Source organism: Pseudomonas sp. SHLD1 (assembly GCF_028640935.1).
GTDB classification, from domain to species: domain Bacteria; phylum Pseudomonadota; class Gammaproteobacteria; order Pseudomonadales; family Pseudomonadaceae; genus Chryseomonas; species Chryseomonas aestiva.
Genome location: NZ_JAQZAD010000019.1, coordinates 167,447 through 191,427, shown reverse-complemented (window position 1 = coordinate 191,427; position 23,981 = coordinate 167,447). Strand labels below are relative to the sequence as shown.

The window sequence follows — 23,981 nt, the reverse complement described above, 5'->3', positions numbered from 1 at the left end:
ATGAGTCAGTCCCTGCGCAAGCGCAATCCTTCCTATGAGTTGATGGAAGACCTGAGCGGTCACTCGGTGATCTATCGGGAGCATGGCTTTCCCTGTCCGTTGGTGCGCTGGCATTTCCACAAGGAATACGAGCTGCACCTGATCGTGGCCAGTTCGGGCACCGCCTTCATCGGCGACTACATCGGCAACTTCTACCCGGGCAGCCTGTTCCTCACCGGTCCGCATCTGCCGCACAACTGGATCAGCCGCGTCGCCGAGGGCGAGGTGGTGGCCAAGCGCGACATGCTGGTCAACTTCACCAACGAGACCGTGGATAACGCCACGGCGGTGTTTCCCGAACTCAGCGGCCTGGCGCCGCTGCTGGAGCGCGCCCGCTACGGCATCGAATTCCAGGATCCGCAGCTGATCGCCCGCGCCGAGGCGTTGCTGCAACAGATTTCGGAGAGTGGCGGCGCCACCCGCCTCGGCCATTTCCTGGTGCTGATGGAAGCGCTGGCCACCTCGGAGCGCTACCAGCTGCTGTCGGGCAGCGTCGAGCCGGCCACGGCCAGCGAACAGGCGGTGGATCGCACCAACCGGGCGCTGAATTTCATCTTCGATCACTACCAGCGTGATTTCACGCAGGAAGAAGTGGCCGAACACCTGGGTATGACGCCCACCTATTTCTCGCGCTTCTTCCGTCAGGCCACCGGTCGCACCTTCGTCGAATTCGTCAACAGCCTGCGCATCAGCAAGGCCTGCGAGATGCTCTCCCACAGCAGCATGCCAGTCACCGACATCTGCTTCGAGGCCGGCTTCAACAACATCTCCAACTTCAATCGACGCTTCCACCAGCTCAAGGGCATGACCCCACGCCAGTACCGCACCCTGACGGTGCAGCGCCTGACCGAACAGAACGCTTGAGCGGGTGAGCGGCTTTCCTGGATCCGGTTTGTTGCCAGCTTGAGAGCCATTGAACAGACCTGGCGCAAAGTTCGGTTATGATCGAACTACCCATCCGTGCGACCGAGGACAGAGCCATCATGAGCGAACCCTACACGCCCCCACGCGTCTGGACCCCTACCACCTCCGGCGGCAACTTCGCCAGCATCAACCGCCCCATCGCCGGGTCGACCCACGACAAGAAGCTGCCGGTTGGCGAGCATCCCTTCCAGCTGTATTCGCTGGGCACGCCAAACGGCATGAAGGTGACCATCCTGCTGGAAGAGTTGCTGGCGGCCGGACATGGCGACGCCGAATACGACGCCTGGCTGATCCGCATCAGCGAGGGCGAGCAATTTTCCAGCGGCTTCGTAGAGATCAATCCGAATTCCAAGATCCCGGCCCTGGTGGATCGCCGCGGCGCCGAGCCGCTGCGCGTCTTCGAGTCCGGTGCCATCCTGCTCTATCTCGCCGACAGCTTTGGCGCCTTCATCCCGAAGGATCACACCGGACGCACCGAGACACTGAACTGGCTGTTCTGGCAGATGGGCTCGGCGCCCTTCCTGGGCGGCGGCTTCGGGCATTTCTATGCCTATGCGCCGGAAAAGCTCGAATACCCCATCAACCGCTACGCCATGGAAGCCAAGCGCCAACTCGATGTACTCGACCGCCTGCTGGCCGAGCGCAGCTATGTCGCCGGCGAGGAATACGGCATCGCCGACATCGCCATCTGGAGCTGGTACGGCAACCTGGTGCTGGGCCAACTGTACAACGCCGCGGAATTCCTCTCGGTGCAGGACTACACCCATGTGCAGCGCTGGGCCAAGGCCATTGCCGCGCGGCCGGCGGTGCAGCGCGGGCGGCGGGTCAATCGCACCTGGGGCGAGCCGGGCGAGCAACTGGCCGAACGGCATTCGGCCAGCGATTTCGACTAATCCGGCAGAGCGGACGGCGGCGGAATGGCTCCGCCGCCGCTAGCGACTCCAGTCCGCGGTGGCGGAGCCGAGGCGTGTCGCGGGGCGACGCCACTGCAGCTCGACCTCGCCCATTCGGAGCGGCGCCCGCAAGCGCAACGCCGGTCCCCAGGCGGTGGGTTCCTGAGCGTCACCGTAGTCCCCCTTCGCGGGTCCTCGATACGCCGATCCGCCGTTTGCGCCTGGCCGCTCGGTCAGCAGCCAGGCGGTACGGGCCAGGGACAGCCGTGCCGTCAATGCCTGCCCCTCACTTTGACGCCGCGCCAGCCCGCGAAGGGCGGCGGCTGCCATGAGATAGCCGGTGGCATGGTCGAGCGCCTGCACCGGCAAGGGTACCGGCTGCTCACCGCCCTGCCAGTCGCGCCCGGCCGCGGCGATGCCGCAGGACATCTGCACCAGGCTGTCGTAGCCGCGCCGCAGGGCCCAGGGCCCGGTCCAGCCGTAGGCGCACAGGGACACGTCGATCAGCGCCGGATTCAACGCCCGGCGCTCGGCGCTGCCATAGCCGAGCCGCTCTAGAGCGTCGGCGCGATAGCCATGCACCAGGACATCCGCGTCCCCCAACAAGGCTTCGAATACCCGGCGGTCGGCCGGCCGGCGCAGGTCCAGTCGCGCGCAGCGCTTGCCCAGGGTCACCTCGGGTGCCTGGGGCGGTTCGTCCCAGTCGGGCGGATCGATCCGCAGCACCTCGGCGCCCAGCCCGGCCAGCAGGCGGGTGGCGATCGGCCCGGCGAGAATGCGGGTCAGGTCGAGGACGCGGATGCCCTGCAACGGACGTTGTGGATCGGGGTGCCAACGGCTGGCGATATCCGCGGCTGTCCATTCCTGGGCGATCAGGGGTTCGGCGCGAACGGCCTGCCCCTGGGGATGCACCTGCCACTCCGCCTGGGTTTGCAGTCTCGCCGCGCAGCCACCCGCGGCGACGATGGCCGTCTCCAGGGCTTCGCCCGACCAGCCCGCCATGGCCTTTACCACAGCGTCGCGGCTATTGGCGCAGCCGAGCATGGCAAGGGCACGCTCGCGGTGATGAGGCGCATTGGCGTGCAGCCGCAGCCAGCCATCTCGGGTGCGGTAGTCGCCAGTGATCGGGTCCCAGACGGTGGGCAGCCCCCAGCCCAGGGGACACAAGGTGGTCTTGAACCAAGCCGCGGCTAGATGCCGGTCCACCTGCACCGGCAATCCGGGTGCCCCTTCGGCCAGCAGGTCGGCGGCAGCCAGGCCGGCGACCCCGATCGCCGCCGTGGCAAGGTCGCTGACCGGAAAGCAAGAGGCCAGGCTGTCGTTGCCCCGGACCTGCAGGTTTGCCGCCTGGGCGGTAGGCAGATCCAGGGCGGTGACGAACTCGCCGAGCAGGGATTGAAAGATGGCAGGCGTACGGGACGGGTGGGTCAAGGCACGGTCCTCCGCGGCAGCAGACAGAGCTCTCACAGTAACTCTGCTTGCGCGAGCAGGGCACCGACTTTCGTCCACCTACCGTCCAGCCCGACACGGGGACAAATCGCCCTCTGCCTGGGTCTCCCCTTCATCAGCCCACCCACGCTATCGGGAGACCCCATGACCGAACGACAGCTCCTCATCGCCGGCGCCAGCGGCATCATCGGCCAGGCCGTGCTGGAAGCCTTCGCCAAGGCCGGCTGGTCCATCACCACCGTCGGCCGCTCGCAACAGGCACCGAGTCGCTTTCCGCACCTGACGGCCGACCTGCTGTACCCGGACAGCTTGGCCGCAGCCAAGGCCGATCTCGCCGGCGTGACCCATCTCTTCTACAGCGCCCTCAAGCCCAACCCTGACCCGGGCGTCGAGGCGGACGAAAATGCCGCCATGCTGGAGAACCTGGTCGACGCGGTACGCGGTGCCGGCGCCCCCCTGGCTCGCATCACCTTCGTCCAGGGCGGCAAGATCTATGGCGCCCATCTGGGGGTGTACAAGACCCCAGCCCGCGAGGACGACAGCCGCCACTTCCCACCCAACCTCTATTTCCGCCATGAAGACTTCGTGCGCAGCCTCGAAGCCGACGGCATTCGCTGGACCGCCCTGCGCCCCGACATCGTCATCGGTCACTCGCTGGGCTCGGCCATGAACCTGGGCAACCTGATCGGTCTCTACGGCGCCCTGTGCAAGGCGACCGGCACCGCCATGCAATTCCCCGGAACGGAGCAGGCCTATCGCGGCGCCCTGGTCAACGTCACCGCCGCGCCGCTGCTGGGTGAAGCCGCGGTCTGGGCCGCCGAAGAGGAGCGCGATGGCGCCTTCAATCTCACCAATGGCGATGTCTTTCGCTGGAGTCACGTCTGGCCGCAGCTGGCCGACTGGTTCGGGCTGGACGTGGGCGAGCCGCAACCCATCTCCCTGGCCCAGCGCCTGACCGCGCTGAAGCCGGTGTGGCAGGGGCTGGCGCAGCGCGAAGGACTGGCCGAGGCCGATCCCGAGCGGATCGCACCCGGGGCCTTCGGCGACTTCATCTTTCATGTCGAGAGGGACGCCATCTTTGACGTGACCAAGGCGCGGCAGGCCGGCTTCGCGCGGATGACCCTGAGATCGGACGAGGTCCTGCTCGCGCACCTGGAGGACATGCGTCGGCGGCGGCTGATTCCCTGAGGCATCCCGCGTTGTCCCGGGTGAGGAAAAACGCCCGGGACGGCGTGCGGTCTCAACCCCATCGCCTCGCCATAGGAGTCCTGCCTTGTACGCCGACACCCTCACCTGGGGCCACGGTCCCCGCACCTTCGAAGTCTTTCTCGAGCCCACCTGCCCCTTTTCGGTCAGGGCCTTCAACAAGCTCGACGACCTGCTGGCCCAGGCCGGCCCCGAGCGGATCACCCTGAAGATCCGTCTGCAATCCCAACCCTGGCACCTGTTCTCCGGCGTCGTGGTGCGCTGCGTGCTGGCCGCCGCCACCCTCGACGGCGGCAAGGAAAGCGCCAAGGCGGTGCTGGCCGCGGTGGCGGCCCATCGCGAGGAGTTCGAATTCAAGGATCACGCCACCGGACCCAACCGCGACGCCACGCCCAACGACATCATCGCGCGCCTGGAAGGCTACAGCGGCCTGGCCCTGGCCGACGCCTTCGCCAATCCGGACCTGCAGCACGCCATCAAGTGGCACTGCAAGTACGCCCGGCAGAACGGCATCCACGTCTCGCCGACCTTCATGATCGATGGCCTGGTGCAGCCCGACATCAGCAGCGGGGACTCGGTCGCGGACTGGCTCGCTCGGCTGGGTTGAGCAGGAGGGCTCAGGGCCGGGAGGCAGCGTAGCCCGGCTACTCGCGCTATGCTCGGCGGCTTCGTCCCGACCCGAGACAGCCCCCTCATGGCTTTCCCTGCTGGAGCTGCATCCTGGAAGCCCTGAGCGTCTACCTGGGTCTGGCCGCCCTCGCCTTTGGCGCGGCCACCCTGCTGCCCCTGCAATCGGAAGCGGCCCTGGCCGGACTGCTGCTCACCGAGCGCTATGCGACGGCCCTTCTGCTGCTGGCCGCGACGCTGGGCAATGTCGCCGGCTCGACGCTGAACTGGTGGCTGGGCACCCATCTCGAACGCTTTCGCCAACGCCGCTGGTTTCCGCTGTCGCCGCAACGCCTTGCCCGTATCCAGGCGGCCTACCAGCGCTGGGGCTGGTGGTCGCTGCTGCTCAGCTGGACGCCCGTGATCGGCGATCCCCTGACCCTGGTGGCCGGGGTCATGCGCGAACCGCTGTGGCGCTTTCTAGTGGTGGTGACCCTGGCCAAGGCCACGCGCTACGCCGTGGTCTGGGGCCTTACCCAGGGCTGGCGCTGAGCCGGCTCGCCGGCCGGTCGCTAACCCGGCAGACGCCGGCGTCGCCACAACCAGCGCGTTTCCACGGCGGCGAGATCGGCAAGCGGAATCAGGTCGGCGGGAATACGACTGCAGTTCGACAGATTGAACACCTGGCGACCCGCGGCGCGCATCGCGGTCTGCATGACCTGCAGGCCGGGCAGGATGCGACTGTGCAGGTGCTCGTCGAGGCCGCAGGGCGACGCCGGCGAGCGGCCATCCTCGTAGAACCGCGGACGGTCGCTGTCGAGATCGACGCCGGCAAGATAGATCTCGGTGAATCCCAGGTGATAGGCCAGTTGCAGGGCGATAAAGGCCACGGTGCGGACATCGAAGATGCCGTAATCCAGGTTGCAGCTGAAGCCGATATCCCGGGCGCGACGACTGAACCAGGCGGGCAGCCGTTGCGCCTGTTCCTGCTCGGCGCCCAGGTGGTGCTCCAGGCGCGTGGCTGGCGCACGGTGCAGCGGATGTGCCTTGGCGGCCAGTTCCGCCGGCAGGGCCTGGATGGCTTCCGGCCAGAGCGCCAGCCGGGTAGCCCGCTCGAGTCCCTGCCGATAGAGCTCGGGTTGCTGCTGCGCGAAGCTGAGGTCGCTGCAGACGTAGAACAGAGGACTCAGGGGACTGCCCAGCAACTTGGCGATGGCGCCATTCATGGTGATGACCGGAATGTCCCGCCAGACCGGCAGGTTGAGCCTGCCCGCCGAAGGCCCCGACGCCATCAGCAGCACGGGGCCGCGGTAGGCATTGCGGCAGGCAGCGAAGGCGCCAGAAGCCGAACTGACCGGTTCGGCCGACCGAAACGAGAGGGGCGACAGGTACAAGGTGCGACTCCCTGGAGTGACGATGACCTGGTACGCCGACCCTAGCGGTCGGACGGACCGCGGGACGGCATCCAGCACTCCGTAACGCTGCAGCCCTGGATCCCATTGTGCGTGAACCTACCTCAGCTGGGTTTCTACCCCAGGTAAAAGTCCGTCGCCACCTTGTATCCGGATCCTTACAAAGTCTGACTTCCAGCCATTGCGCCGCTGTCCAGACAACTCCCAGGCTCTACTGCCAAGCCCTAGCCTGGGAGACCTCGCCGCTAGGAACCGCGATAGGTGCTGAAGCCGTAGGGGCTGAGCAGCAGCGGGATATGGTAGTGCTGTTCCGGCTGGGTGACGTCGAACACCACGGGGATTTCCGGGAAGAAGGCGCTGCGGCCCTGCTGACGATAGTAGTCGCCGGTCTTGAAGACCACCCGGTACTCACCCTTCTCGAAGGTCTTTTCCTTGGGAAACAGCGCCGGCACCCGGCCCTGCTCGTTGGTGACCTCCTCCGCCAGCGGCTGCCAGCCCTGCCCTACCTGGCGCTCCAGGGTCACATGCACCCCCGCCGACGGCTTGCCGTCTTCCAGGTTGAGCACATGGACACTCAGGGGATTGGGCGCGGCGACCGCGAAGCCGGACAGGGCCAGGCCAGACAACAGCACGAACGTCTTCATGGAGATCTCCTTCAAGGATGAGAGGTGAGGTTGAGGTGTTCAGCGGCCGCCAGCGCACAGCGCTCGTCCGCCCCGCCACCGCCGGCACCGGCAATGCCCAGGGCGCCGACCAGCTGGTCGCCTTCATAGAGCGGGATGCCACCGCCCAGCAGCAGCAATTCGGGCAGGGTGACCAGATTGGCGGCGTCCGGGTTCTGCCGGGCACGCTCGGCCAGCGCCTGCGACGGGGTACGGGTGGACAGGGCGGTAAAGGCCTTGCGCCGCGCCGCCTCGGCGTTGTGCGGTCCGACGCGGGTATCGCGTTGCAGGAGGATCAGTTGACCGCTGCGGTCGAGCACCGCGAGCGCGGCGCTGCAGGGTGCAGCCTGCGCCAGGCGCTGCGCGGCAGCGAGGTCGAGATCGGGGTGCTGCGGCAGCGCCGCCTGCGCCTGGCCGAGCAAGGCAGCGCCCAGCAACGTGAAGGTGAGGGAGGAAAGGAAGCGCGACATGATTCGAGGTCCAGGAGATGACCCCGCCAACTTATCCTAATCGTTCGGTCAGGAACGGGTACTGCCGCGTGACAATTTTGTCAGGTTGATCAGCGCACCGCTGTTTGGGTGTCCGAGCGAAAACCCGTGCGCCTCCAGGCAGCCGCATCACCCCGACGGCCTGCGACCGGCGTTGCTGTACTGCTGGGGGCAGACCCAGCAGGCTGCCGGGTCGGGTGGCCAACGGCATGCTGTCCTGTCCCGCCGCGGCCCTGGATCAGTCACCGCACAAAACTGTCCGGCCACTATTGATCGATTAGATCATTCCATGCTTTATTGTGATCAGAACAATCACAAAGCAGGCATGACCATGAAATTTCGCGGCATCGTTCCCGCCCTCGTCACCCCCTTCGACGCGCAACAGCGCGTCGATGAAACCGCTTTGCGCGGTCTGATCGAAAATCTGATCGGCGCCGGCATCCACGGCCTATTCGTCCTGGGCACCAATGGCGAGTTCTTCGCCCTGTCCGAAGCCGAGAAGCTGCGTATCGCCGAGCTCACAGTAGACGCCGCGGGCGGCCGGGTCCCGGTCGTAGCCGGTACCGGTGCCTTCGCCACGCACGAAGTGATCGAACTGAACAAAAAGATGACGGATCGTGGCGTCGACGCCCTCTCGGTCATCACCCCCTACTTCAACGCCGTGAGCCAGAAGGAGCTGATCGCCCACTACGAGGCTATCGGCGATGCGTCCAGCCTGCCGCTGATGCTCTACAACATTCCGGCCAAGACCGGCATGTCCATCGGCATCGGCGCCGTCGCCACCCTGAGCCAGCATCCGCAGATCAAGGGCATCAAGGACAGCGCCGGCAACTTCGACGCCCTGGTGCAGATGATGAAGTATCGCAGCGATGACTTCGCCGTCTTCGCCGGTACCGATTCCCTCATCTACTGGAACCTGCTGGCCGGCGGCGATGGCGCGGTGGCAGCCACGGCCAACGCGGTACCTCAGGTCGTCATGACCATCTGGAACGCCTTCCAGGCCGGCGACCACGCCACCGCCCGTGCCGCCCAGGAAAAGCTGCGCCCGCTGCGCGATGCCTTCGCCCTGGGCACCATGCCGTCGGTACTGAAGAAGGCTGCCGACCTGCTCAACGTCCCGGTCGGCCCCTGCCGGGCCCCGGTCGCGCCGCTGGACGAAGCCACGGTGCACAAGCTCAAAGGCCTGCTGGCCATCTACCGCGACTGATCCGGAGCGCCCATGTCCCTCTATCATTTCCAGACCGTCAAACACCTGATCCATGGCGCCGGCGCCCTGGATCAGCTCGGCGACAAGCTCGCCCTCCTCGACGTCCCGCTGCGCCGCGTGGTGCTGGTCACCCAGAACGCCATGCATGGCCTGGGCGTGACCGAGCGCGTCAAGGCGCAACTGGCTGCCCGCGACATCGACGTGGCGGTGATCGACAACGTCGAGATCGAGCCGACCCTTGAGAACATCGAGCAGGTCTTTCGCGAGCAGGTCGCACCGCGCCAACCGGACGCCCTGCTGGCCATCGGCGGCGGCTCGGTGCTGGACGCCGCCAAGCTGTTCGCGGTCATGCTCACCAACGAGCAGTCGCTCAAATCCATGCTCGGCATCGACCAGGTGGCCCGCGCCGGGCTGCCCACCGTGCTGGTCCCGACTACTGCCGGCACCGGCTCGGAAGTGACGCCCAATGCCATCGTCACCCTGCCCGACGAAGAGCTGAAAGTGGGCGTGGTCAGCCGCCACCTGCTGCCCGCCCTGGTGCTACTCGATCCGCTGCTGACCCTGAGCCTGCCCAAGGCCATCACCGCGGCTACCGGGATGGACGCCTTCACCCACTCCCTGGAGTCCTTCATCTCCAACAAGGCTAATCCGGTCAGCGATACCTTCGCCCTGGAGTCCATGCGCCTGATCGCCGGCAGCATCGTCGAGGCCTATCAGCAGCCGGATTCGGTACGCGCCCGCAGCGACATGCTGCTCGGCTCCACCTATGGCGGCGTGGCCCTGACCGCCGCCGGCACGGCCGCTGTCCATGCGCTAGCCTATCCCTTGGGCGGCAAGTTCCACGTCACCCACGGCGTGGCCAATGCCATGCTGCTGCCCCATGTCATGGCCTTCAACCTGGACAGTTGCGCGCCGCGCCTGAAGCGCGCCGCCGTGGTCTGCGGCCTGGCCCGCGAGGAGGACAGCGACGAAGCCGCCGCGCACAAGCTGATCGAGCAGATCGCCGCCTGGACCGCCACCCTGGAAATTCCCCAGGACCTGGCCGCCTTTGGCGTGCGCGAGGAGCACCTGCCGGACATGGCCGTGGCGGCCTCCAAGGTCACCCGGCTGATGGTCAACAATCCCAAGCCGCTGAGCCTGGACGACATCCAGGCACTGTACCGGCGCCTGCTGCCATGACCCGCCTGCTGATCCTGGCCGACGACCTCAGCGGCGCCGCGGACTGCGCCCTGGGCTTTGCCAAGGCCCAGGCGACCCGGGTGCTGCTCGACGCCGAGGCCCTGGATGCCCAGGCGCCGGTGACAGCACTGGATCTGGACAGCCGTCGACTGGACACGCGTGCGGCCGCCGCGCGCCATGCCGCATTGCTCGGGCACCCGGCGTTGGCGGGCGCCGCGCTCTATAAGAAGATCGACTCCACCCTGCGTGGCAATGTCGCCGCCGAGGTGGCGGCCCTGGCCCCGCGCGGCCTGGCCCTGGTTGCGCCCGCCTACCCGGCACTGGGCCGCACGACCCAGGGTGGACTCCAGTACCTGGACGGCGTACCGGTCGACCAAACCGATGTCTGGCGCAACGAGGGCCTGACCGGCAGTGCCGATCTGGTCGCTCAACTGACCGATCACGGCATCAGCTGTGCCCGGCTCGACCTCGCCACCCTGCGTCAGCCGGTGGCCCTGGCCGTCGCCCTGCGCCGCGCGCTGGACAGTGGTCTGCCCGCGCTGGTCTGCGACGCCGAGCGCCAAACGGACCTTGAGGCGCTGGCCCGGGCTTCCGCGCCCCTGGCGCAGCAGCTGTTCTGGGTCGGCTCCGCGGGCCTGGCCGAGGCGCTGCCTGCAGCGCTGGGCCTGACCGGCCATACCGCGCTCCGCCCTCTGAGCGACGGCCCGATCCTCACGGTGGTGGGCAGCATGTCGCGGCACTCCCAGGCGCAGGCCGAGCGTCTGGTGGCGGGGAGCGGCCAACACTGGCAGCGGCTGGCCCCTGCCTGGCTGCTGGAGCCGCAGCGCGCCGCCGAGCGTACCGCGCTGGCCATGGCCCTCGCTCGGCAGCTCGCCCGCGGCGAAGACGTCCTGGTCAGTCTTGACCAACAGGCCCGGGATCCGCGCCAGGCCGTGGCCCTAAGCCAGGCCCTGGCCGAACTGCTGCAGCCCGCCCTGCAGGAGGCCGCCGCCCTCATGGCCACTGGCGGCGAAACCGCTCGCGCCCTGCTCGCCCAGGCCGGCATCACGGCGCTGGACCTGCACGGCGCCCTCGCACCGGGCGTGGCCCTGGCTAGCACCCGCTGGCGTGGTCGCGCCCTGCGGGTAGTGACCAAGGCCGGCGGCTTCGGCCAACCCGACACCCTCCTCGACGCCTGGCGCCACCTGCGCGCCAGCCTACCCGCACAGGCCGCCACGGCCTGCCTGCAGAAGGAAGCCCACCATGTCTGAACGTCCCGTCATCGGCATCACCATGGGTGACGCCACCGGCGTCGGTCCCGAGATCATCATGAAGTCCCTGGCCCACGCCTCGGTGTACGACAGTTGCCAGCCGCTGGTCATTGGCGACGCGGGTCGCCTGGAGGATGCCAATCGCATCGTCGGCGGTCGCCTGCAGATCAACGCCATCGAGCGCCCCGATCAGGCGCGCTTCCAACCCGGCGTGGTGGATTGCATCGACCTCGGGCTGATTCCCGCCGACCTGCCCTACGGCAAGCTGTCCGCGCTGGCCGGCGACGCCGCCTATCGCTACATCGAACGCACCGTGCAGCTCACCTCCGCCGGTGAACTCGATGCCATCTGCACCGCCCCGCTGAACAAGGAAGCCCTGCACGCGGGCGGCCATATCTTCCCGGGCCACACCGAGCTGCTGGCGCACCTCACCGGCACCGAGGAGGTGTCGATGATGCTGATGACGCCGATCCTCAAGGTCATCCACGTCACCACGCACATCGGCATCATCGATGCCATCGCGCGCATCGAACCGGGCTTGGTCAAGCGCACCATCGAGCGCGCCCACGCGACTCTGCAGCGGGCCGGCATCCAGGATCCCCTGATCGCCGTCTGCGGTATCAACCCGCATGCCGGCGAGAACGGCCTGTTCGGCTACGGGGAAGAAGAAACCAAGATCCAGCCGGCCATCGACGAACTGCGCACCCGCGGCTGGCGCGTGGAAGGCCCGCTGCCTGCGGACACCCTGTTCTTCCGCGCCGGTCGTGGCGATTTCGATTGCGTCGTGGCCATGTACCACGACCAGGGCCATGGCCCGGTCAAGGTCATGGGCCTGGAAGCCGGCGTCAACGTCACCGTCGGCCTGCCGGTGATCCGCACCTCGGTGGACCACGGCACCGCTTTCGACATCGCCGGCAAGGGCATCGCCGACGAGCGCAGCCTCATCGAGGCGCTGCGCCAGGCCACCGAACTCGCCAGCCGACACCGCGCCAGCCGGGCTGCGTGAGGAGCATGACCATGAAAGTTGTCTGCACCTCGCCGTCCTTCGCCAAGTACTCCCGGGAACCGCTAGAGTTGCTGGCCCGCCACGGCATCGATGTGGTGACCTTGCCCGCCGACATCGATACCGAGGGTTTCATCGCCGCGGCCGCCGACTGCCAGGCGGCCATCACCGCGTTCAATGTCTTCGACGCCGCCACCTTCGCGGCCCTGCCGCAGCTGCGCCTGGTGTGCAAGCACGGCGTCGGGGTCGACAACATCGACCTGGACGCGGCCCGCGCCAGCGGCGTGACCGTGTGCAACGTGCCCAACTCCAACCGCCACGCGGTGGCCGACTACACCTTCGCCCTGCTGCTGGCCTCGGCCCGCCAGGTCGCCCGCGCCGACCGTGAAACCCGCGCCGGCGAATGGCCACGGCTGTTCGGCGCGGATGTCCACGGCAAGACCCTGGGCATCGTCGGCCTGGGCAGCATCGGCAAGGAAGTCGCACGGCGCGCCAGTGGCTTCGCCATGCGCGTCATCGCCCATGACCCCTATCCCGATCAGGCCTTCGCCGACCGCGAACGCATCGAGTTTCACGACCTCGACGAACTCCTTGCCGAAGCCGATTTCGTCACCCTGCACATCGGCCTGTCCGACGCCACTCGCCACCTGCTGGACGCACGGCGACTCGGCCTGATGAAGCCGGGCGCCCATCTGATCAACGCCGCACGCGGCGGCATCGTCGATGAAGAGGCGCTCTACCAGGCGTTGCGCAACGGCCTCCTGGGCGGTGCGGCCCTGGACGTGTTCGAGGACGAGCCGGCCAGCCAGCACCCGCTGTACGAGCTGCCGACCGTGGTGGTGTCCCCGCACATCGCCGGCTACACCCCGGGTGCGCTGGACATCCTCAGCCTCACCTGCGCCCGCAACGTGGTCGCCGCCCTCACCGGCAACAGCGCTCTGGAGTCCGTCGTCGTCGCCCCCTGACCCCCTACCCCTTTCGGAACCTGATCATGGATAACAACAACAAGGCCACCAGGATTCGCTGGATCATCGCCGGACTGATGTGGACAGCGATCGCCATCAACTACATCGACCGGGTGGTGCTCTCCGCCGCCGCGCCCTTCATCAGCAAGGAATTCGCCCTCAACGCGACCGAGATGGGGCTGATCATGTCGGCCTTCTTCTGGTCGTACGCCCTGCTGCAGTTGCCCGCGGGCTGGCTGGCCGACCGCTTCGGTCAGAAGGCCACCCTGGGCGGCGCGGTGCTCTGGTGGTCGCTGGCGACTGCCCTGACCGGCCTTGCCACGGGCTTCAAGTCGCTGTTCGCCTTGCGCATCGGCCTGGGCATCGGCGAGGCGGCGGCCTACCCGAGCAACGCCGGCATCACCTCGCGCTGGTTTCCCGACAAGGAGCGCGCCACTGTCTCGGGCATCTTCGACAGCGGTTCCAAATTTGGCGGCGCGGTGGCCATGCCGCTGATCGTCGGCCTGATCGCGGTGTTCGGCTGGAAGTTGACGTTCGTCATCAGCGGCGCCCTCGGCATCCTCTGGGCCCTGGCCTGGTTCGCCTTCTACCGCAACGATCCAGAAGACCATCCGCGCATCAACGAGGCCGAGCTGCGCTACATCCGCGAAGGCCAGCGGCGCCGCGAAGGCAATGGCGAGAAGCCGGCCATGCGCTGGTACGAGCTCTTGCGCTACCGCAACGTCTGGGCCATGTGCCTGGGCTTCTTCTTCATCAACTACAACTCCTACTTCTTCATCACCTGGCTGCCCACCTACCTGGTCAAGGAAAAGGGCATGGACCTCATCTCCATGGGCTTCATGGCGGCGCTGCCGCTGCTGATCGCCATGGTGGTGGAAGTCTTCGCCGGCTGGCTGTCGGACCGCATCTACCGCAGTGGCCGCTATTCGCTGACCACGATCCGCAAGACCTTTCTGATCGTCGGTCTGCTGATGGCCTCCTGCATCGGCCTGGCCGCCTTCGCCGAATCGGCCTGGATCGCGATCGTGCTGCTGTGCATCGCCAAGTCCGGCACCACCGTGGCCGCCACCCAGGTGTGGGCCATGCCCGGAGACATCGCCCCGCGCGGCATGACCTCCATGCTGGCCGGCCTGCAGAACTCGGTTTCCAACATGGGCGGCGTGGTCGGCCCCATCGTCACCGGCTTCATCGTGGCCAGCACCGGTTCCTTCAACATCGCCCTGCTGTTCTCGGCGGCGCTGATCGTGGCAGCCATCCTCAACTACCTGTTCCTGCTCGGCCGGGTGGAACCCATCGTCACCGAGGATGACCCGGAGGCGGACCTGCTGGGCGCCGGCCAACCCAGCCACTGACGTTCCTCGCCCAGGGCGTCGGCGGCCTGCCGGCGCCCTGTGAAAAAGCTCGTACAACAACAACACGGAGCGATTTCCATGCAGACGTTCGACGTGCAAAGCACTGCCATCATCATCGGGATGGTAGTGGTCTACATCCTCTTCACCACCTGGCTCAGCATCCGCCTGCGCAGCCGCACCAGCGGCGAATTCATGGTGGCCGCGCGCAGCATGCCCGCCTTCGTGGTGGGTATCCTGATGATGTCGGAATTCATCGGGGCCAAGTCGACGGTGGGCACTGCCCAGGCGGCCTTCGAGAGCGGTTTCGCGGCCTCCTGGTCGGTGATCGCCGCGGCGATCGGCTTTCCGCTGTTCGGCCTGCTGATGGCGCGCAAGCTCTATGCGTCCGGTGAATTCACCATCTCCGGCTTCATCGCCCAGAAGTACGGCCTGTCCACCAAGCTGATGGTGTCGATCATCATGATCTACGCCCTCTTGCTGGTGAACGTGGGCAACTACGTCAGCGGCGCCGCGGCCATCGCCACCGTGCTCAAGATCAACCTGCCCACTGCGGCCTTCATCACCGCCATCGTCAGTACCCTGTACTACGCGTTCGGCGGGCTGAAGAGCGTGGCCTACGTCAGTGTCCTGCACACCGCGGTCAAGTACGTGGGCGTGTTCATCGTCTTGGGCGTGGCCCTGCACCTGACCGGCGGCTTCACCCCGGTCATGCAGAACATGCCGGAGCACTACTTCACCTGGGACGGCGCCATCGGCGGCAGCAAGATCTTCGCCTGGATCATCGGTACCGTCGGCGCAATCTTCTCCACCCAGTTCATCATCCAGGCGATTTCCTCGACCAAGGATGCCCGCGCCGCCCAACGCTCGACCTTCCACGCCTCGCTGCTGTGCATTCCCATCTCCCTGGCGCTGGGCTTCATCGGGGTCGCGTCCAAGTACCTGCATCCGGAGATGAGCAGCCTCTACGCCCTGCCCGTCTTCCTGCAGTCGATGCATCCGGTGCTGGCCGGCGTAGTGACCATTTCGCTGGTCGCCTCCATCTTCGTCAGTGTCAGCACCGTGGCCCTGGCCATCGCCTCGCTGGTGGTCCGCGACTTCTATGTGCCGCTGCGCAAGCCGACGCCCGAGCGTGAATTCAAGGCCACCCGGGTGATCTCCCTGATCATCGGCTTCGTGCCGCTGTTCTTCGTGTTCTTCGTGCCCGAGATCCTCAACCTGTCGTTCTTTACCCGGGCGCTGCGCCTGTCCATCGCGGTGATCGCCATGATCGCCATCTACCTGCCGCTGTTCGCCACCAACCGGGGCGCGACCCTCGGCCTGCTGGCCTCGACCATCACCACCAGCGTCTGGTATCTGCTGGGCAACCCCTATGGCATCGACAACATGTACGTTGCCCTGGCGACGCCCGCCATCGTCGTGGTCATCGAACGTCTCTTCCCCCAGTCCGCCGCCAAAGCCGCCCCTGCCGAGGTCCCCCATGTCCACCACTGAAATCGCCATCGCCGGCCGCCAGGACGCCTTCCTGCCGACGCCTTACCCGCAAAATCACGCCGCCAACCTGCTGGCCCAGCCTGACGGCACCCTGCTGTGCACCTGGTTCGCCGGCACCCAGGAGGGCAAGGCCGATATCTCGGTGCTGCTGAGCCGCCGCGATCCGGTCACAGGTACCTGGAGCGATCCCGTACAGCTGTCGGACGACCCGGCTCGCTCCGAGCAGAATCCCATCCTGTTCCAGGCGCCAAACGGCCCGCTGTGGCTGCTGTGGACGGCCCAGGTGGCCGGCAACCAGGACACCGCCATCGTCCGGCGCCGGCTATCCATGGACGGTGGTCACAGCTGGGGCGCCATCGAGACGCTGATCGACACCCCCGGGACCTTCGTGCGCCAGCCGCCGGTGGTGCTCGCCAACGGTGACTGGCTGCTGCCGATCTTCCACTGCATCGCCCGCCCCGGCGAGAAGTGGGTGGGCAGCCATGACACCAGCGCAGTGCTGGTGTCGAGCGATCAGGGCCGCAGCTGGAACGAGCACCCGGTACCCGAGAGCACCGGCTGCGTGCACATGAATATCCAGCGGCTGGGTGACGGCAGCCTGCTGGCGCTGTTCCGCAGTCGCTGGGCCGACTTCATCCACACCAGCCGCTCCCAGGATGGCGGTCGTAGCTGGAGCGCACCCACGCCGACGGCCCTGCCCAACAACAACTCCTCGATCCAGTTCGTTCGCCTCGCCAGCGGCGAATTGGTCGTGGCCTACAACCCCACCAGCGCCGCCGACTACAGCGAGCGCCGCGCCTCGCTCTACGACGAGATCGACGATGGTGACAGCCGTGTCGATCCGGTGGCGAAGGACGGCGAGCGCGCCGCTGTCTGGGGCGTGCCGCGCGGCCCGATGAGTCTGGCCGTGTCTACGGATGAGGGTCACAGCTGGCGGCGCCTGGACGTCGAGGCCGGCGATGGCTATTGCCTGACCAACAATTCCACCGAGAAGCTCAATCGCGAGTACTCCTACCCGAGCCTGGTGCAGGCGGCCGACGGGGATGTGCACCTGGCCTTCACCTACTTCCGCCAACGCATCAAGCACGTCCGGCTGCCGCTGGCCGCGCTGCGTTAGAGGAGACGGCGATGACGACTCAGCCTCATGCCCTGGTGACCGGCGTCAGCTCCGGCATCGGCGCGGCCATCGCCCAGCGCCTGCTCGCCGAAGGCTGGCGGGTGACCGGCCTCAGCCGCCGCCCGCCGGAACAGCCGCATCCGGCGCTGACCTGGATCGGCGTCGATCTGGCCGATGACCAGGCACTGGACGCCGTGCTGGCCGACAGCGGTCCGCTGGATGCCATCGTTCACGCGGCCGGCTTCATGCGTACCGCGCCCCTGGGCACCCTTGATCCGGCCGATGGCGCCGCCATGTGGCACCTGCACGTCGCCGTGGCCAGCCGGCTGGTGGATCGCCTGATCGAGCGCCTCGCCGCAGGCGGTCGTATCGTGCTGATCGGCAGCCGCACCATGCAGGGCGCCGCTGGACGCAGCCAGTACGCCGCCACCAAGGCGGCCCTGGTGGGTCTGGTGCGCTCCTGGGCGCTGGAGTTGGCCTCGCGTGGCATCACCGTGAACCTGGTGGCGCCTGGGGCAACCGAGACGCCCATGCTGCGTGATCCGGGTCGTGCCGGCACCCCGCCGCGGCTGCCCCCGCTGGGCCGCTACGTGCAGCCTGAAGAGATCGCGGGCCTGACCGCCTTCCTGCTCGGTCCGGATGCCGGCGCCCTCACCGGCCAGACGCTGACGGTCTGTGGTGGCGCGTCGCTGTGATGTGGGGGAAGCGTGACTGCGCTAGAGTAGCGCGGTCTCTCCCGATGGATTCCCCATGAAGGTCGCCAAACGTCGCCAGGCCATCCTCGAACTGGTCCTGGCTGGTCACACCAACGTCGAAACCCTCTGCCGGCATCTGGGGGTGTCGGAAGCCACGGTCCGCCGCGACCTCACCGCCCTCGCGGAAGAAGGCCAGATCCTGCGGACCTATGGCGGCGCGACCCACATCGGCACCCGTGAGCCCGAGCCATCCCTGGAGCAACGCAGCAACCAGTCCGGCCCGGAAAAGGCCCTGCTTGCCCGCGCCGCCCTCGCCCACATCAAGGATAACGACACCCTGGTGCTGGACGGCGGCACCACCACTGCCGCCCTGGCCAAGCTGCTCAATGAAAGACGCGGCCTGCACGTCATCACCAACAACCTGCTGGCGGTGCCGCTGCTGCGTGATCTGCCTGAAGGCCACGTCACCCTGCTCGGCGGCGACCTGCGCCCCGGCAGCATGTCCACCTTCGGCCCGGCGGCCTTCACCATGCTGGAGCGGCTGTCGGCCGACAAGGTCTTCCTCAGCGCGGACGGCGTGGTGGCCGGCCGCGGCCTGTGCGAGGCCAGTACCGAGCAGGCCTACCTCAAGGAGCTGATGATCCAGCAGGCCGCCGAGGTCTTCGTGCTCGCCGACTCGACCAAGCTGGGGCGTGATCGCCAGCAATACTGGACGCCGCTCAAGACGGATTGGACCCTGATCACCGATGCCACGGCGAGCGACGTCCTCACCCCCTTCAGGCAGCAGGGCCTGGTTCGCGTCGAAGTGGTGTCCTGAGCGACCTATCCCGGCGTCGCTAGCCGCTGGTGATTACCGATAGGCGCACCGCCTCATGCGAGCCGATGCGCCTTCTATCACTCCGCTGCCGCGACGATGGCGATCTCGACCAGCAATTCCGGCGCCGCCAGCCTGGATTCCACCGTGGCCCGCGCGGGTGCCTGCCCTTCCGGGGCCCAGGCGTCCCACACTTCGTTCATGCCGGCGAAATTGGCCTGGATGTCCGACAGCCACACCTGGGCGCTGAGGATGCGCGTCTTGTCCAGGCCGACCTTGGCCAGGTAGTCGTCGATCTTCTGCAGGACCTGCGCGGTCTGCCCCTTGATGTCCTGGGTGCGGTCGTTGGCGGTCTGGCCGCCGACGAAGGTGATGCCACCCTTGTACTGGACGACCCGGCTCATGCGCTGGTTGGTTTCGATACGGGTAATGGGTTGCATATAGGCTCCTTGGGTGGCCTGGGGGTTGAGGAATTTTTGTGAAAGCGATCGATGGCAAAGGCCGCAAAATCGATGGATGACGACTCGCCCAGCACCAGCTGCGCGACCCGCTGACCGGTGCCGAGGCTCATCTGGAAACCGCTGCCGCAGTAACCGAACGAGTAGGTCAGGCCACTGGCGCGACTGCTGTTCGAGATGACGGGTAGATCATCTTCGGTGAAGGCTTCGATACCGGACCAGGCGCGGTTGATGCCGAGGTGCCTGAGGTGCGGAAAGAGATCCGTCACGGTCTGGGCACTGGTCACCAGACGAGCGATATCGACTTCGCCATGGCGAGCGTCGAAGTCCAGAGCACCGATCAACTTGCCGCCAATGACCACTGTGCCGTTGTCGAATTGCTTGAAGGATAGGGCGCGGCCAGTGGCCCCGAGCACCTGACTGCAGAAGGGCGCCACCCGATGGGTCACCATCAGCATCAGCCCTTGTGGATAGGTAGGGACCGGTTCGCCCACCTCGGCAGCCAGCCGTCCCGCCCAGGCACCGGCCGTCACCACCAGCTGGTCCGCCTCGAACCGCCCTTGGCGCGTCTCGACCTGCCAACGCGTGCCTCGCTGGCTGATGGACAGCGCCGGCGTCTGCTCATGCAGCACCACACCCAGGCGCTCCGCTGCCTGCCGAACCGCAGTCACTACGCGGTAAGGCGTCGCGTAGCCATCGTCCGCCACCCATATACCCCCCACCACATGGGGCGCGACCGTTGGCAGGAGTTCGAAAACCTCCTGCCGATCGATGAGCACCTCATGAGTGAAGCCATGGGCCTGCAGTTCGGCGACTCGATCCCGACAGTCCTGCAGCTCTGCGTCGGTTTCGGCCAACTTGAGCTGGCCGCTGGCAACGAAACTGGCATCGGTTCCTAGCAGCTCCGGCAGGTTGTGCCAGAGCGCGCGCGACGCCAGCGCCAGTGGGATTTCCGCGAGATGCCGACCGAGCGTCCGCACCCCGCCGGCGTTCACCCCAGAGGCATGCCGTCCGGCGTAGTCGGCTTCGAGCACGATTACCCCCACGCCGCGCTGCGCGAGCTGCCAGGCCGTGCTCAACCCATGCAGCCCGGCGCCAATGACGATCACGCCTGCCGTCCTGTCAGCCACTGGCGAGTTCTCCCAGGGTGATGGGCTTGATCGGTGGCCGAATACGGTAATAGCCCACCTCGTCGGGCGTGAGCCCGCGTGACTTGGCGATGATCTCGGTGACGGTCAGTCCGCACATGCGCCCCTGACAGGGGCCCATGCCGCAGCGCCCGAAGGATTTCGCCTGGTTCGGACCACTGCAGCCCAGCTCGACGAAGCGGCGGACATCGCCTGCCGTGACCTCTTCGCATCGGCAGATGGTGACGTCGTCACGCGCGGGAATGCGGTTCTCCTCGCGGGGGCGATACAGGGCATCAAGGAAGGGACGGATACGCAGGTTGCGTTCCAGCTCCGCACGCAAGGGTGCGGCCTGGGCATCGCGCTGAGCCGGGGTGAGCTGGCCGAGGCTGCGCGCCAGCCCGAGCGCCGCGAGCTGCCCCTGCAAGGCCGCGGCCTGGGCGCCACCGATACCCGCGCCATCGCCGGCCACCGAGATGAAGGGCACATCGAGCGCGCCCCATTGGTCGGTTTCAGGTACGAAGCACAACTGCGCATCATCCCAGCGATGCTGGGCCCGGAGGGCCTGGGTGAACTGGATGTTCGGCACCACGCCCTGGTGCAGCAACACGGTGTTGGCTCGAACGCGCTGTGCCTGCCCATCGACGACGAAGCTGAGCGCCTGCGCCTGCCCTTCCCCTTCGACCTGCAGTTGCTCGGCACCGGTGTAGTGCGGGACCTCGCCTTTGCGTAAGGCGCGCAGCAGCGAGACGCCCTTGCGCAGGTAGGGCCAGGCCCTAAGGGCCGCCAGCAAATGGCCCCGGGCGCGCCAGTAGTCCTCACGGCGACTAGTGTCCACCAGGGCCGCGATGGGGATGCCCGCCCGCAGGTATTGCCAGCCGAGCAGGTAGAGCAGCGGCCCGCACCCGGCCAGCACCACCGGTCCCTGCGGACCGATGCCGGCGGTCTTGAGCAGGATCTGCGCGGCCCCAGCGGTCATCACTCCGGGCAGGGTCCAGCCGGGAATGGGAAAGGGCCGCTCCATAGCGCCGGTCGCCAGCAGTACAGCCCTGGCGGCGAATGAACGTACCCGTCCGTCCTTGAGATAATGCACCTGACGCTCGCGGATGATCTGCCAGACGGACGCCCCCGTCTCGTGGCGCACGGTAGTGTTCTTCAATGCATCCGCCAAGCTGGCGCCGGCCGCATAGTCCGGCCCGAGCAGGGTGCGACGCGCGGGTGAGGCGCTGGCGATGCCGCGATAGATCTGCCCGCCCACCGCGGCCTGTTCATCCAGCAGCACGACGGAGAGCCCCAGATCCGCCAGGGTTCGCGCCCCGGCCATGCCGGCAGGACCCGCACCGATGACGACGACGTCTATAGGTTCGAGATTCATGGCTGCACCTCCATCACCACGGGCTCGACGGCGATGAAAGGCAGCTCCCGGGCGCCCTGCTGCGAACGGATGCGCATGCCGTCGGCCGCCTCGATCAGGCAACTCTGGCGACTCGGCACCCCATCGATCTCGACCAGGCATTCGAAGCACACGCCCATCATGCAATAGGGTGCACGGGCTTCACCGCCTACCGGTGAGGTGCGGAACCGACGTACGCCCGCCAGCAGCAAGGCGGCGGCAACCGTAAGACCGTTCGGCACCTGGAAGGCCTGGTCGTCGAAGGTCAGGGTGATGAGACGGCCGCCTTCGGCGTCCACGCGGCGAAACAAGGAATCAGTGGGCATGGGAAAACACCTCCCCCGTGAGAAAACGTTCGCCGGCGAATACCGCCAGCTCTTCCGGCTGTTCACCGCCGCGGACCCAGGGCGCGATTCGGGTCGCATGCGCTGCGGCCAGGGTCACGCCGCTGTGGCAGGTGACGACGAAGGCGCCGGGATGCGAGGCGGACTCTTGATAGATCGGATAGCCATCCGGGCTCATGACGCGCAGGGCGCCCCAGGCGCGCACCAGGCGCACGTCAGCCAGCAGCGGGAAGGTGTTGACGCCACGCTGGGCGATCCTGGCGAGCACGTCGGTGGTGGTGAGGTCGTTGAAGCCGACCTCCTCCATCGAGTCGCCGAGCTGCACGCTGCCCTCGTCGGTCTGGCGCACATTGATCGTCGGGTAGTCCAGGAAGGGGCGAACCCGCTCACTGACCAATACCTGCCCACGATTTGGCGCGACCGGGGCATGCAGTCCGACCTGCTCCCCCAGCGGCCGATTGCCCAGGCCCGCCGCCAGCACCAGGCGCGGCGCGGTGAAGCGCTGACCGGGGGTGACCACGGTGAATTCGCCAGGCGCGGAGTCGATCCGCTCGACCGGCATCCGCCCCAGTACCGTCGCCCCGTGGTGCTGCGCTCCCGCATGCAAAGCCCGCAGGAGCTTGAGCGGATTCACATGGCCATCCATGGGCGTGTAGCTCGCCCCGACGACCTTCGGACCGATACCGGGCAAGCGTGCCCGCAGATCCGCCTGATCCAGCATCTCGAAGGGGTAATCGCCCAGGCCCGCCTGCATACCTGCCAGCCGCGCCTGCCGCTCCGCCAGCTCCTGATCGGAAAAGCACATGTGAAAGCCGCCGGGCTGCTTCAGGCGGACATCGACGTCCGTCTCTGCCAGCAGATCCTCGGCCAGCCCAGCCCAAGCCAATGCCGAGGAACGCGTCCAGCGAGAATATTCGAGGCGATCGAAGCCCTTGCCCTGCACCCAGACCAGACCGAAGTTGCCCCGGGAAGCGCGGAAGGCGTCATCGCCCTGGTCGAGCACGAGCGTCCTGGTACCGGCCTTCGCCAGGCCATAGGCCACCGCCATGCCGACCAGTCCACCGCCAACCACGATGACCTCCGCCGAAGTGGGTACGCTGCTGTCGTTCATTGCTTCTCTCCGATCAGCACCCGATCCAGACCGACGAGCCGATCCAGCAGCAGCATCACCGCCAGGGTGCCCAGGATCAGCACCGTGGAGGCCGCCGTGATCAGGGGATCGATGGTCTGGGAAATCTGGTTGTACATGGCGACCGGTAGGGTCGTGGTGCCAGGCGTGGCGACGAAGACCGTCATGGTCAACTCGTCGAAACTCTGGATGAAGGCGAGCAGCCAACCACCGACCACGCCGGTGCGGATCCGCGGCAGGATCACCCGCCAGAAGGTCTGCAGCCGATTGGCGCCCAGGGATAGCGCCGCGTGTTCCGCGTCGCGTTCCAGGCCAATGGTGGACGCCAGCGTCAGGCGCAAGGCATAGGGCAGCACGACGATGACGTGGGTGATGCTTAGCGCCCACAGCGAGCCGCCTACCTGGGTGAGGGAAAAGAAGCGCAGGAAGGCGATCCCCAGCACCACCGAGGGAATCATCAGCGGCGACATCAGAAAGCCGGTGATCGCCCCGTGTCCGGGAAAGTCGTAGCGACTGATGGCCAGCGCCGCGGGGACCGCCAGCAGGGTGGCGACCGTCGCCGACACCAGGCCCAGCTTGAGCGACAGCCAGAAGGCGTCGACCATTTCCTGGTTGGCCCACAGCGCCTCAAACCAGCGCAGCGACAGGCCACCAGAGGGCAGCGAGATGAAGCCTTCGCCGGTAAAGGACACCGCCATCACCACCACCAGCGGCGCGACGATGAAGGCGATGAAGAGCGTATGAAAGGCAAGAGAGAAGAAACCGTTTCGGTACATGG

25 protein-coding genes are annotated in these 23,981 nt (G+C 67.1%); 15 read left to right on the top strand and 10 right to left on the bottom strand.

What is annotated here, in order from left to right; genetic code table 11:
- Complete coding sequence (locus PVZ77_RS14995) at positions 1-903, top strand: AraC family transcriptional regulator (RefSeq protein ID WP_027596884.1); 903 nt, start codon at positions 1-3, stop codon at positions 901-903.
- A 119-nt stretch (positions 904-1,022) separates the two neighbouring features.
- Positions 1,023-1,856, top strand: coding sequence for a glutathione-dependent disulfide-bond oxidoreductase (yghU, locus tag PVZ77_RS14990; RefSeq protein ID WP_273809239.1), 834 nt, complete (start codon positions 1,023-1,025; stop codon positions 1,854-1,856).
- Positions 1,857-1,895: 39 nt separating this feature from the next.
- Here the strand turns inward: yghU and PVZ77_RS14985 are convergent, their stop codons facing one another.
- The gene (locus PVZ77_RS14985) at positions 1,896-3,287 is read right to left on the bottom strand and encodes a CoA transferase (RefSeq protein ID WP_273809237.1); all 1,392 of its coding nucleotides are present in this window, start codon (positions 3,285-3,287) and stop codon (positions 1,896-1,898) included.
- A gap of 162 nt (positions 3,288-3,449) precedes the next feature.
- On the opposite strand from PVZ77_RS14985, the gene PVZ77_RS14980 reads away from it, so the two are divergent.
- The 3 genes from PVZ77_RS14980 (at position 3,450) to PVZ77_RS14970 (ending at position 5,669) form a co-directional block, all read left to right on the top strand.
- Entirely contained in the window at positions 3,450-4,493 is a 1,044-nt protein-coding gene (locus tag PVZ77_RS14980; RefSeq protein ID WP_273809235.1) for an SDR family oxidoreductase, read from the top strand.
- Between the two features lie 85 nt (positions 4,494-4,578).
- Positions 4,579-5,118 carry a DsbA family protein gene (locus PVZ77_RS14975; protein WP_273809234.1) on the top strand — a complete coding sequence of 180 codons (540 nt, stop codon included), beginning with the start codon at positions 4,579-4,581 and terminating at the stop codon, positions 5,116-5,118.
- Positions 5,119-5,231: 113 nt separating this feature from the next.
- Complete coding sequence (locus PVZ77_RS14970; protein ID WP_273809647.1) at positions 5,232-5,669, top strand: YqaA family protein; 438 nt, start codon at positions 5,232-5,234, stop codon at positions 5,667-5,669.
- Between the two features lie 20 nt (positions 5,670-5,689).
- Here the strand turns inward: PVZ77_RS14970 and PVZ77_RS14965 are convergent, their stop codons facing one another.
- The 3 genes from PVZ77_RS14965 to PVZ77_RS14955 all read right to left on the bottom strand — a co-directional run bounded on the left by PVZ77_RS14965 (position 5,690) and on the right by PVZ77_RS14955 (position 7,661).
- Positions 5,690-6,511: a lipopolysaccharide biosynthesis protein gene (locus PVZ77_RS14965; RefSeq protein ID WP_273809233.1), complete on the bottom strand. Its 822-nt coding sequence runs from the start codon at positions 6,509-6,511 to the stop codon at positions 5,690-5,692.
- A gap of 263 nt (positions 6,512-6,774) precedes the next feature.
- Positions 6,775-7,173 (bottom strand): hydroxyisourate hydrolase, encoded by a 399-nt coding sequence (uraH, locus tag PVZ77_RS14960; protein WP_027602718.1) that lies wholly within the window; start codon positions 7,171-7,173, stop codon positions 6,775-6,777.
- Positions 7,174-7,184: 11 nt separating this feature from the next.
- Positions 7,185-7,661, bottom strand: a complete 477-nt coding sequence (locus PVZ77_RS14955) for a GlcG/HbpS family heme-binding protein (protein ID WP_273809229.1) — start codon at positions 7,659-7,661, stop codon at positions 7,185-7,187.
- 349 nt (positions 7,662-8,010) lie between these two features.
- On the opposite strand from PVZ77_RS14955, the gene dapA reads away from it, so the two are divergent.
- The 10 genes from dapA (at position 8,011) to PVZ77_RS14905 (ending at position 18,755) form a co-directional block, all read left to right on the top strand.
- On the top strand, positions 8,011-8,886 hold the full coding sequence (dapA, locus tag PVZ77_RS14950; RefSeq protein ID WP_310045612.1) for a 4-hydroxy-tetrahydrodipicolinate synthase: 876 nt from the start codon (positions 8,011-8,013) through the stop codon (positions 8,884-8,886).
- Positions 8,887-8,898: 12 nt separating this feature from the next.
- Positions 8,899-10,065 carry an iron-containing alcohol dehydrogenase gene (locus PVZ77_RS14945; RefSeq protein ID WP_273809226.1) on the top strand — a complete coding sequence of 389 codons (1,167 nt, stop codon included), beginning with the start codon at positions 8,899-8,901 and terminating at the stop codon, positions 10,063-10,065.
- Complete coding sequence (locus PVZ77_RS14940) at positions 10,062-11,315, top strand: four-carbon acid sugar kinase family protein (RefSeq protein ID WP_273809223.1); 1,254 nt, start codon at positions 10,062-10,064, stop codon at positions 11,313-11,315. The genes PVZ77_RS14945 and PVZ77_RS14940 overlap by 4 nt, the downstream gene beginning before the upstream one ends.
- Positions 11,308-12,321 (top strand): 4-hydroxythreonine-4-phosphate dehydrogenase PdxA, encoded by a 1,014-nt coding sequence (gene pdxA / locus PVZ77_RS14935; protein ID WP_273809221.1) that lies wholly within the window; start codon positions 11,308-11,310, stop codon positions 12,319-12,321. Before PVZ77_RS14940 ends, pdxA begins: the two co-directional genes overlap by 8 nt.
- Positions 12,322-12,332: 11 nt before the next feature.
- Positions 12,333-13,283, top strand: coding sequence for a phosphoglycerate dehydrogenase (locus tag PVZ77_RS14930; protein ID WP_273809219.1), 951 nt, complete (start codon positions 12,333-12,335; stop codon positions 13,281-13,283).
- Between the two features lie 26 nt (positions 13,284-13,309).
- Complete coding sequence (locus PVZ77_RS14925) at positions 13,310-14,635, top strand: MFS transporter (RefSeq protein WP_273809217.1); 1,326 nt, start codon at positions 13,310-13,312, stop codon at positions 14,633-14,635.
- 78 nt (positions 14,636-14,713) lie between these two features.
- The gene (locus PVZ77_RS14920) at positions 14,714-16,126 is read left to right on the top strand and encodes a sodium:solute symporter family protein (protein WP_273809216.1); all 1,413 of its coding nucleotides are present in this window, start codon (positions 14,714-14,716) and stop codon (positions 16,124-16,126) included.
- Positions 16,113-17,243 (top strand): sialidase family protein, encoded by a 1,131-nt coding sequence (locus tag PVZ77_RS14915; protein WP_273809207.1) that lies wholly within the window; start codon positions 16,113-16,115, stop codon positions 17,241-17,243. The genes PVZ77_RS14920 and PVZ77_RS14915 overlap by 14 nt, the downstream gene beginning before the upstream one ends.
- Before the next feature lie 11 nt (positions 17,244-17,254).
- On the top strand, positions 17,255-17,938 hold the full coding sequence (locus PVZ77_RS14910) for an SDR family NAD(P)-dependent oxidoreductase (RefSeq protein ID WP_273809206.1): 684 nt from the start codon (positions 17,255-17,257) through the stop codon (positions 17,936-17,938).
- A 55-nt stretch (positions 17,939-17,993) separates the two neighbouring features.
- The gene (locus PVZ77_RS14905; protein WP_273809205.1) at positions 17,994-18,755 is read left to right on the top strand and encodes a DeoR/GlpR family DNA-binding transcription regulator; all 762 of its coding nucleotides are present in this window, start codon (positions 17,994-17,996) and stop codon (positions 18,753-18,755) included.
- Between the two features lie 77 nt (positions 18,756-18,832).
- Here PVZ77_RS14905 and PVZ77_RS14900 read toward each other — a convergent pair whose 3' ends face one another.
- From PVZ77_RS14900 to PVZ77_RS14875, 6 genes are read right to left on the bottom strand one after another with little or no spacing between them, the layout of a single operon-like run.
- Positions 18,833-19,192, bottom strand: a complete 360-nt coding sequence (locus PVZ77_RS14900) for a RidA family protein (protein ID WP_027596893.1) — start codon at positions 19,190-19,192, stop codon at positions 18,833-18,835.
- The gene (locus tag PVZ77_RS14895; RefSeq protein WP_273809204.1) at positions 19,153-20,319 is read right to left on the bottom strand and encodes an NAD(P)/FAD-dependent oxidoreductase; all 1,167 of its coding nucleotides are present in this window, start codon (positions 20,317-20,319) and stop codon (positions 19,153-19,155) included. The genes PVZ77_RS14900 and PVZ77_RS14895 overlap by 40 nt, the downstream gene beginning before the upstream one ends.
- Positions 20,320-20,332: 13 nt before the next feature.
- Complete coding sequence (locus PVZ77_RS14890) at positions 20,333-21,712, bottom strand: FAD/NAD(P)-dependent oxidoreductase (RefSeq protein ID WP_273809203.1); 1,380 nt, start codon at positions 21,710-21,712, stop codon at positions 20,333-20,335.
- Positions 21,709-22,056: a (2Fe-2S)-binding protein gene (locus tag PVZ77_RS14885; RefSeq protein WP_273809202.1), complete on the bottom strand. Its 348-nt coding sequence runs from the start codon at positions 22,054-22,056 to the stop codon at positions 21,709-21,711. Before PVZ77_RS14885 ends, PVZ77_RS14890 begins: the two co-directional genes overlap by 4 nt.
- A complete protein-coding gene (locus PVZ77_RS14880; protein WP_273809201.1) occupies positions 22,046-23,185 on the bottom strand; it encodes an NAD(P)/FAD-dependent oxidoreductase in 1,140 nt (379 codons plus the stop codon). The genes PVZ77_RS14885 and PVZ77_RS14880 overlap by 11 nt, the downstream gene beginning before the upstream one ends.
- On the bottom strand, positions 23,182-23,979 hold the full coding sequence (locus tag PVZ77_RS14875; RefSeq protein WP_273809199.1) for an ABC transporter permease: 798 nt from the start codon (positions 23,977-23,979) through the stop codon (positions 23,182-23,184). The genes PVZ77_RS14880 and PVZ77_RS14875 overlap by 4 nt, the downstream gene beginning before the upstream one ends.
- Positions 23,980-23,981 lie beyond the last annotated feature (2 nt).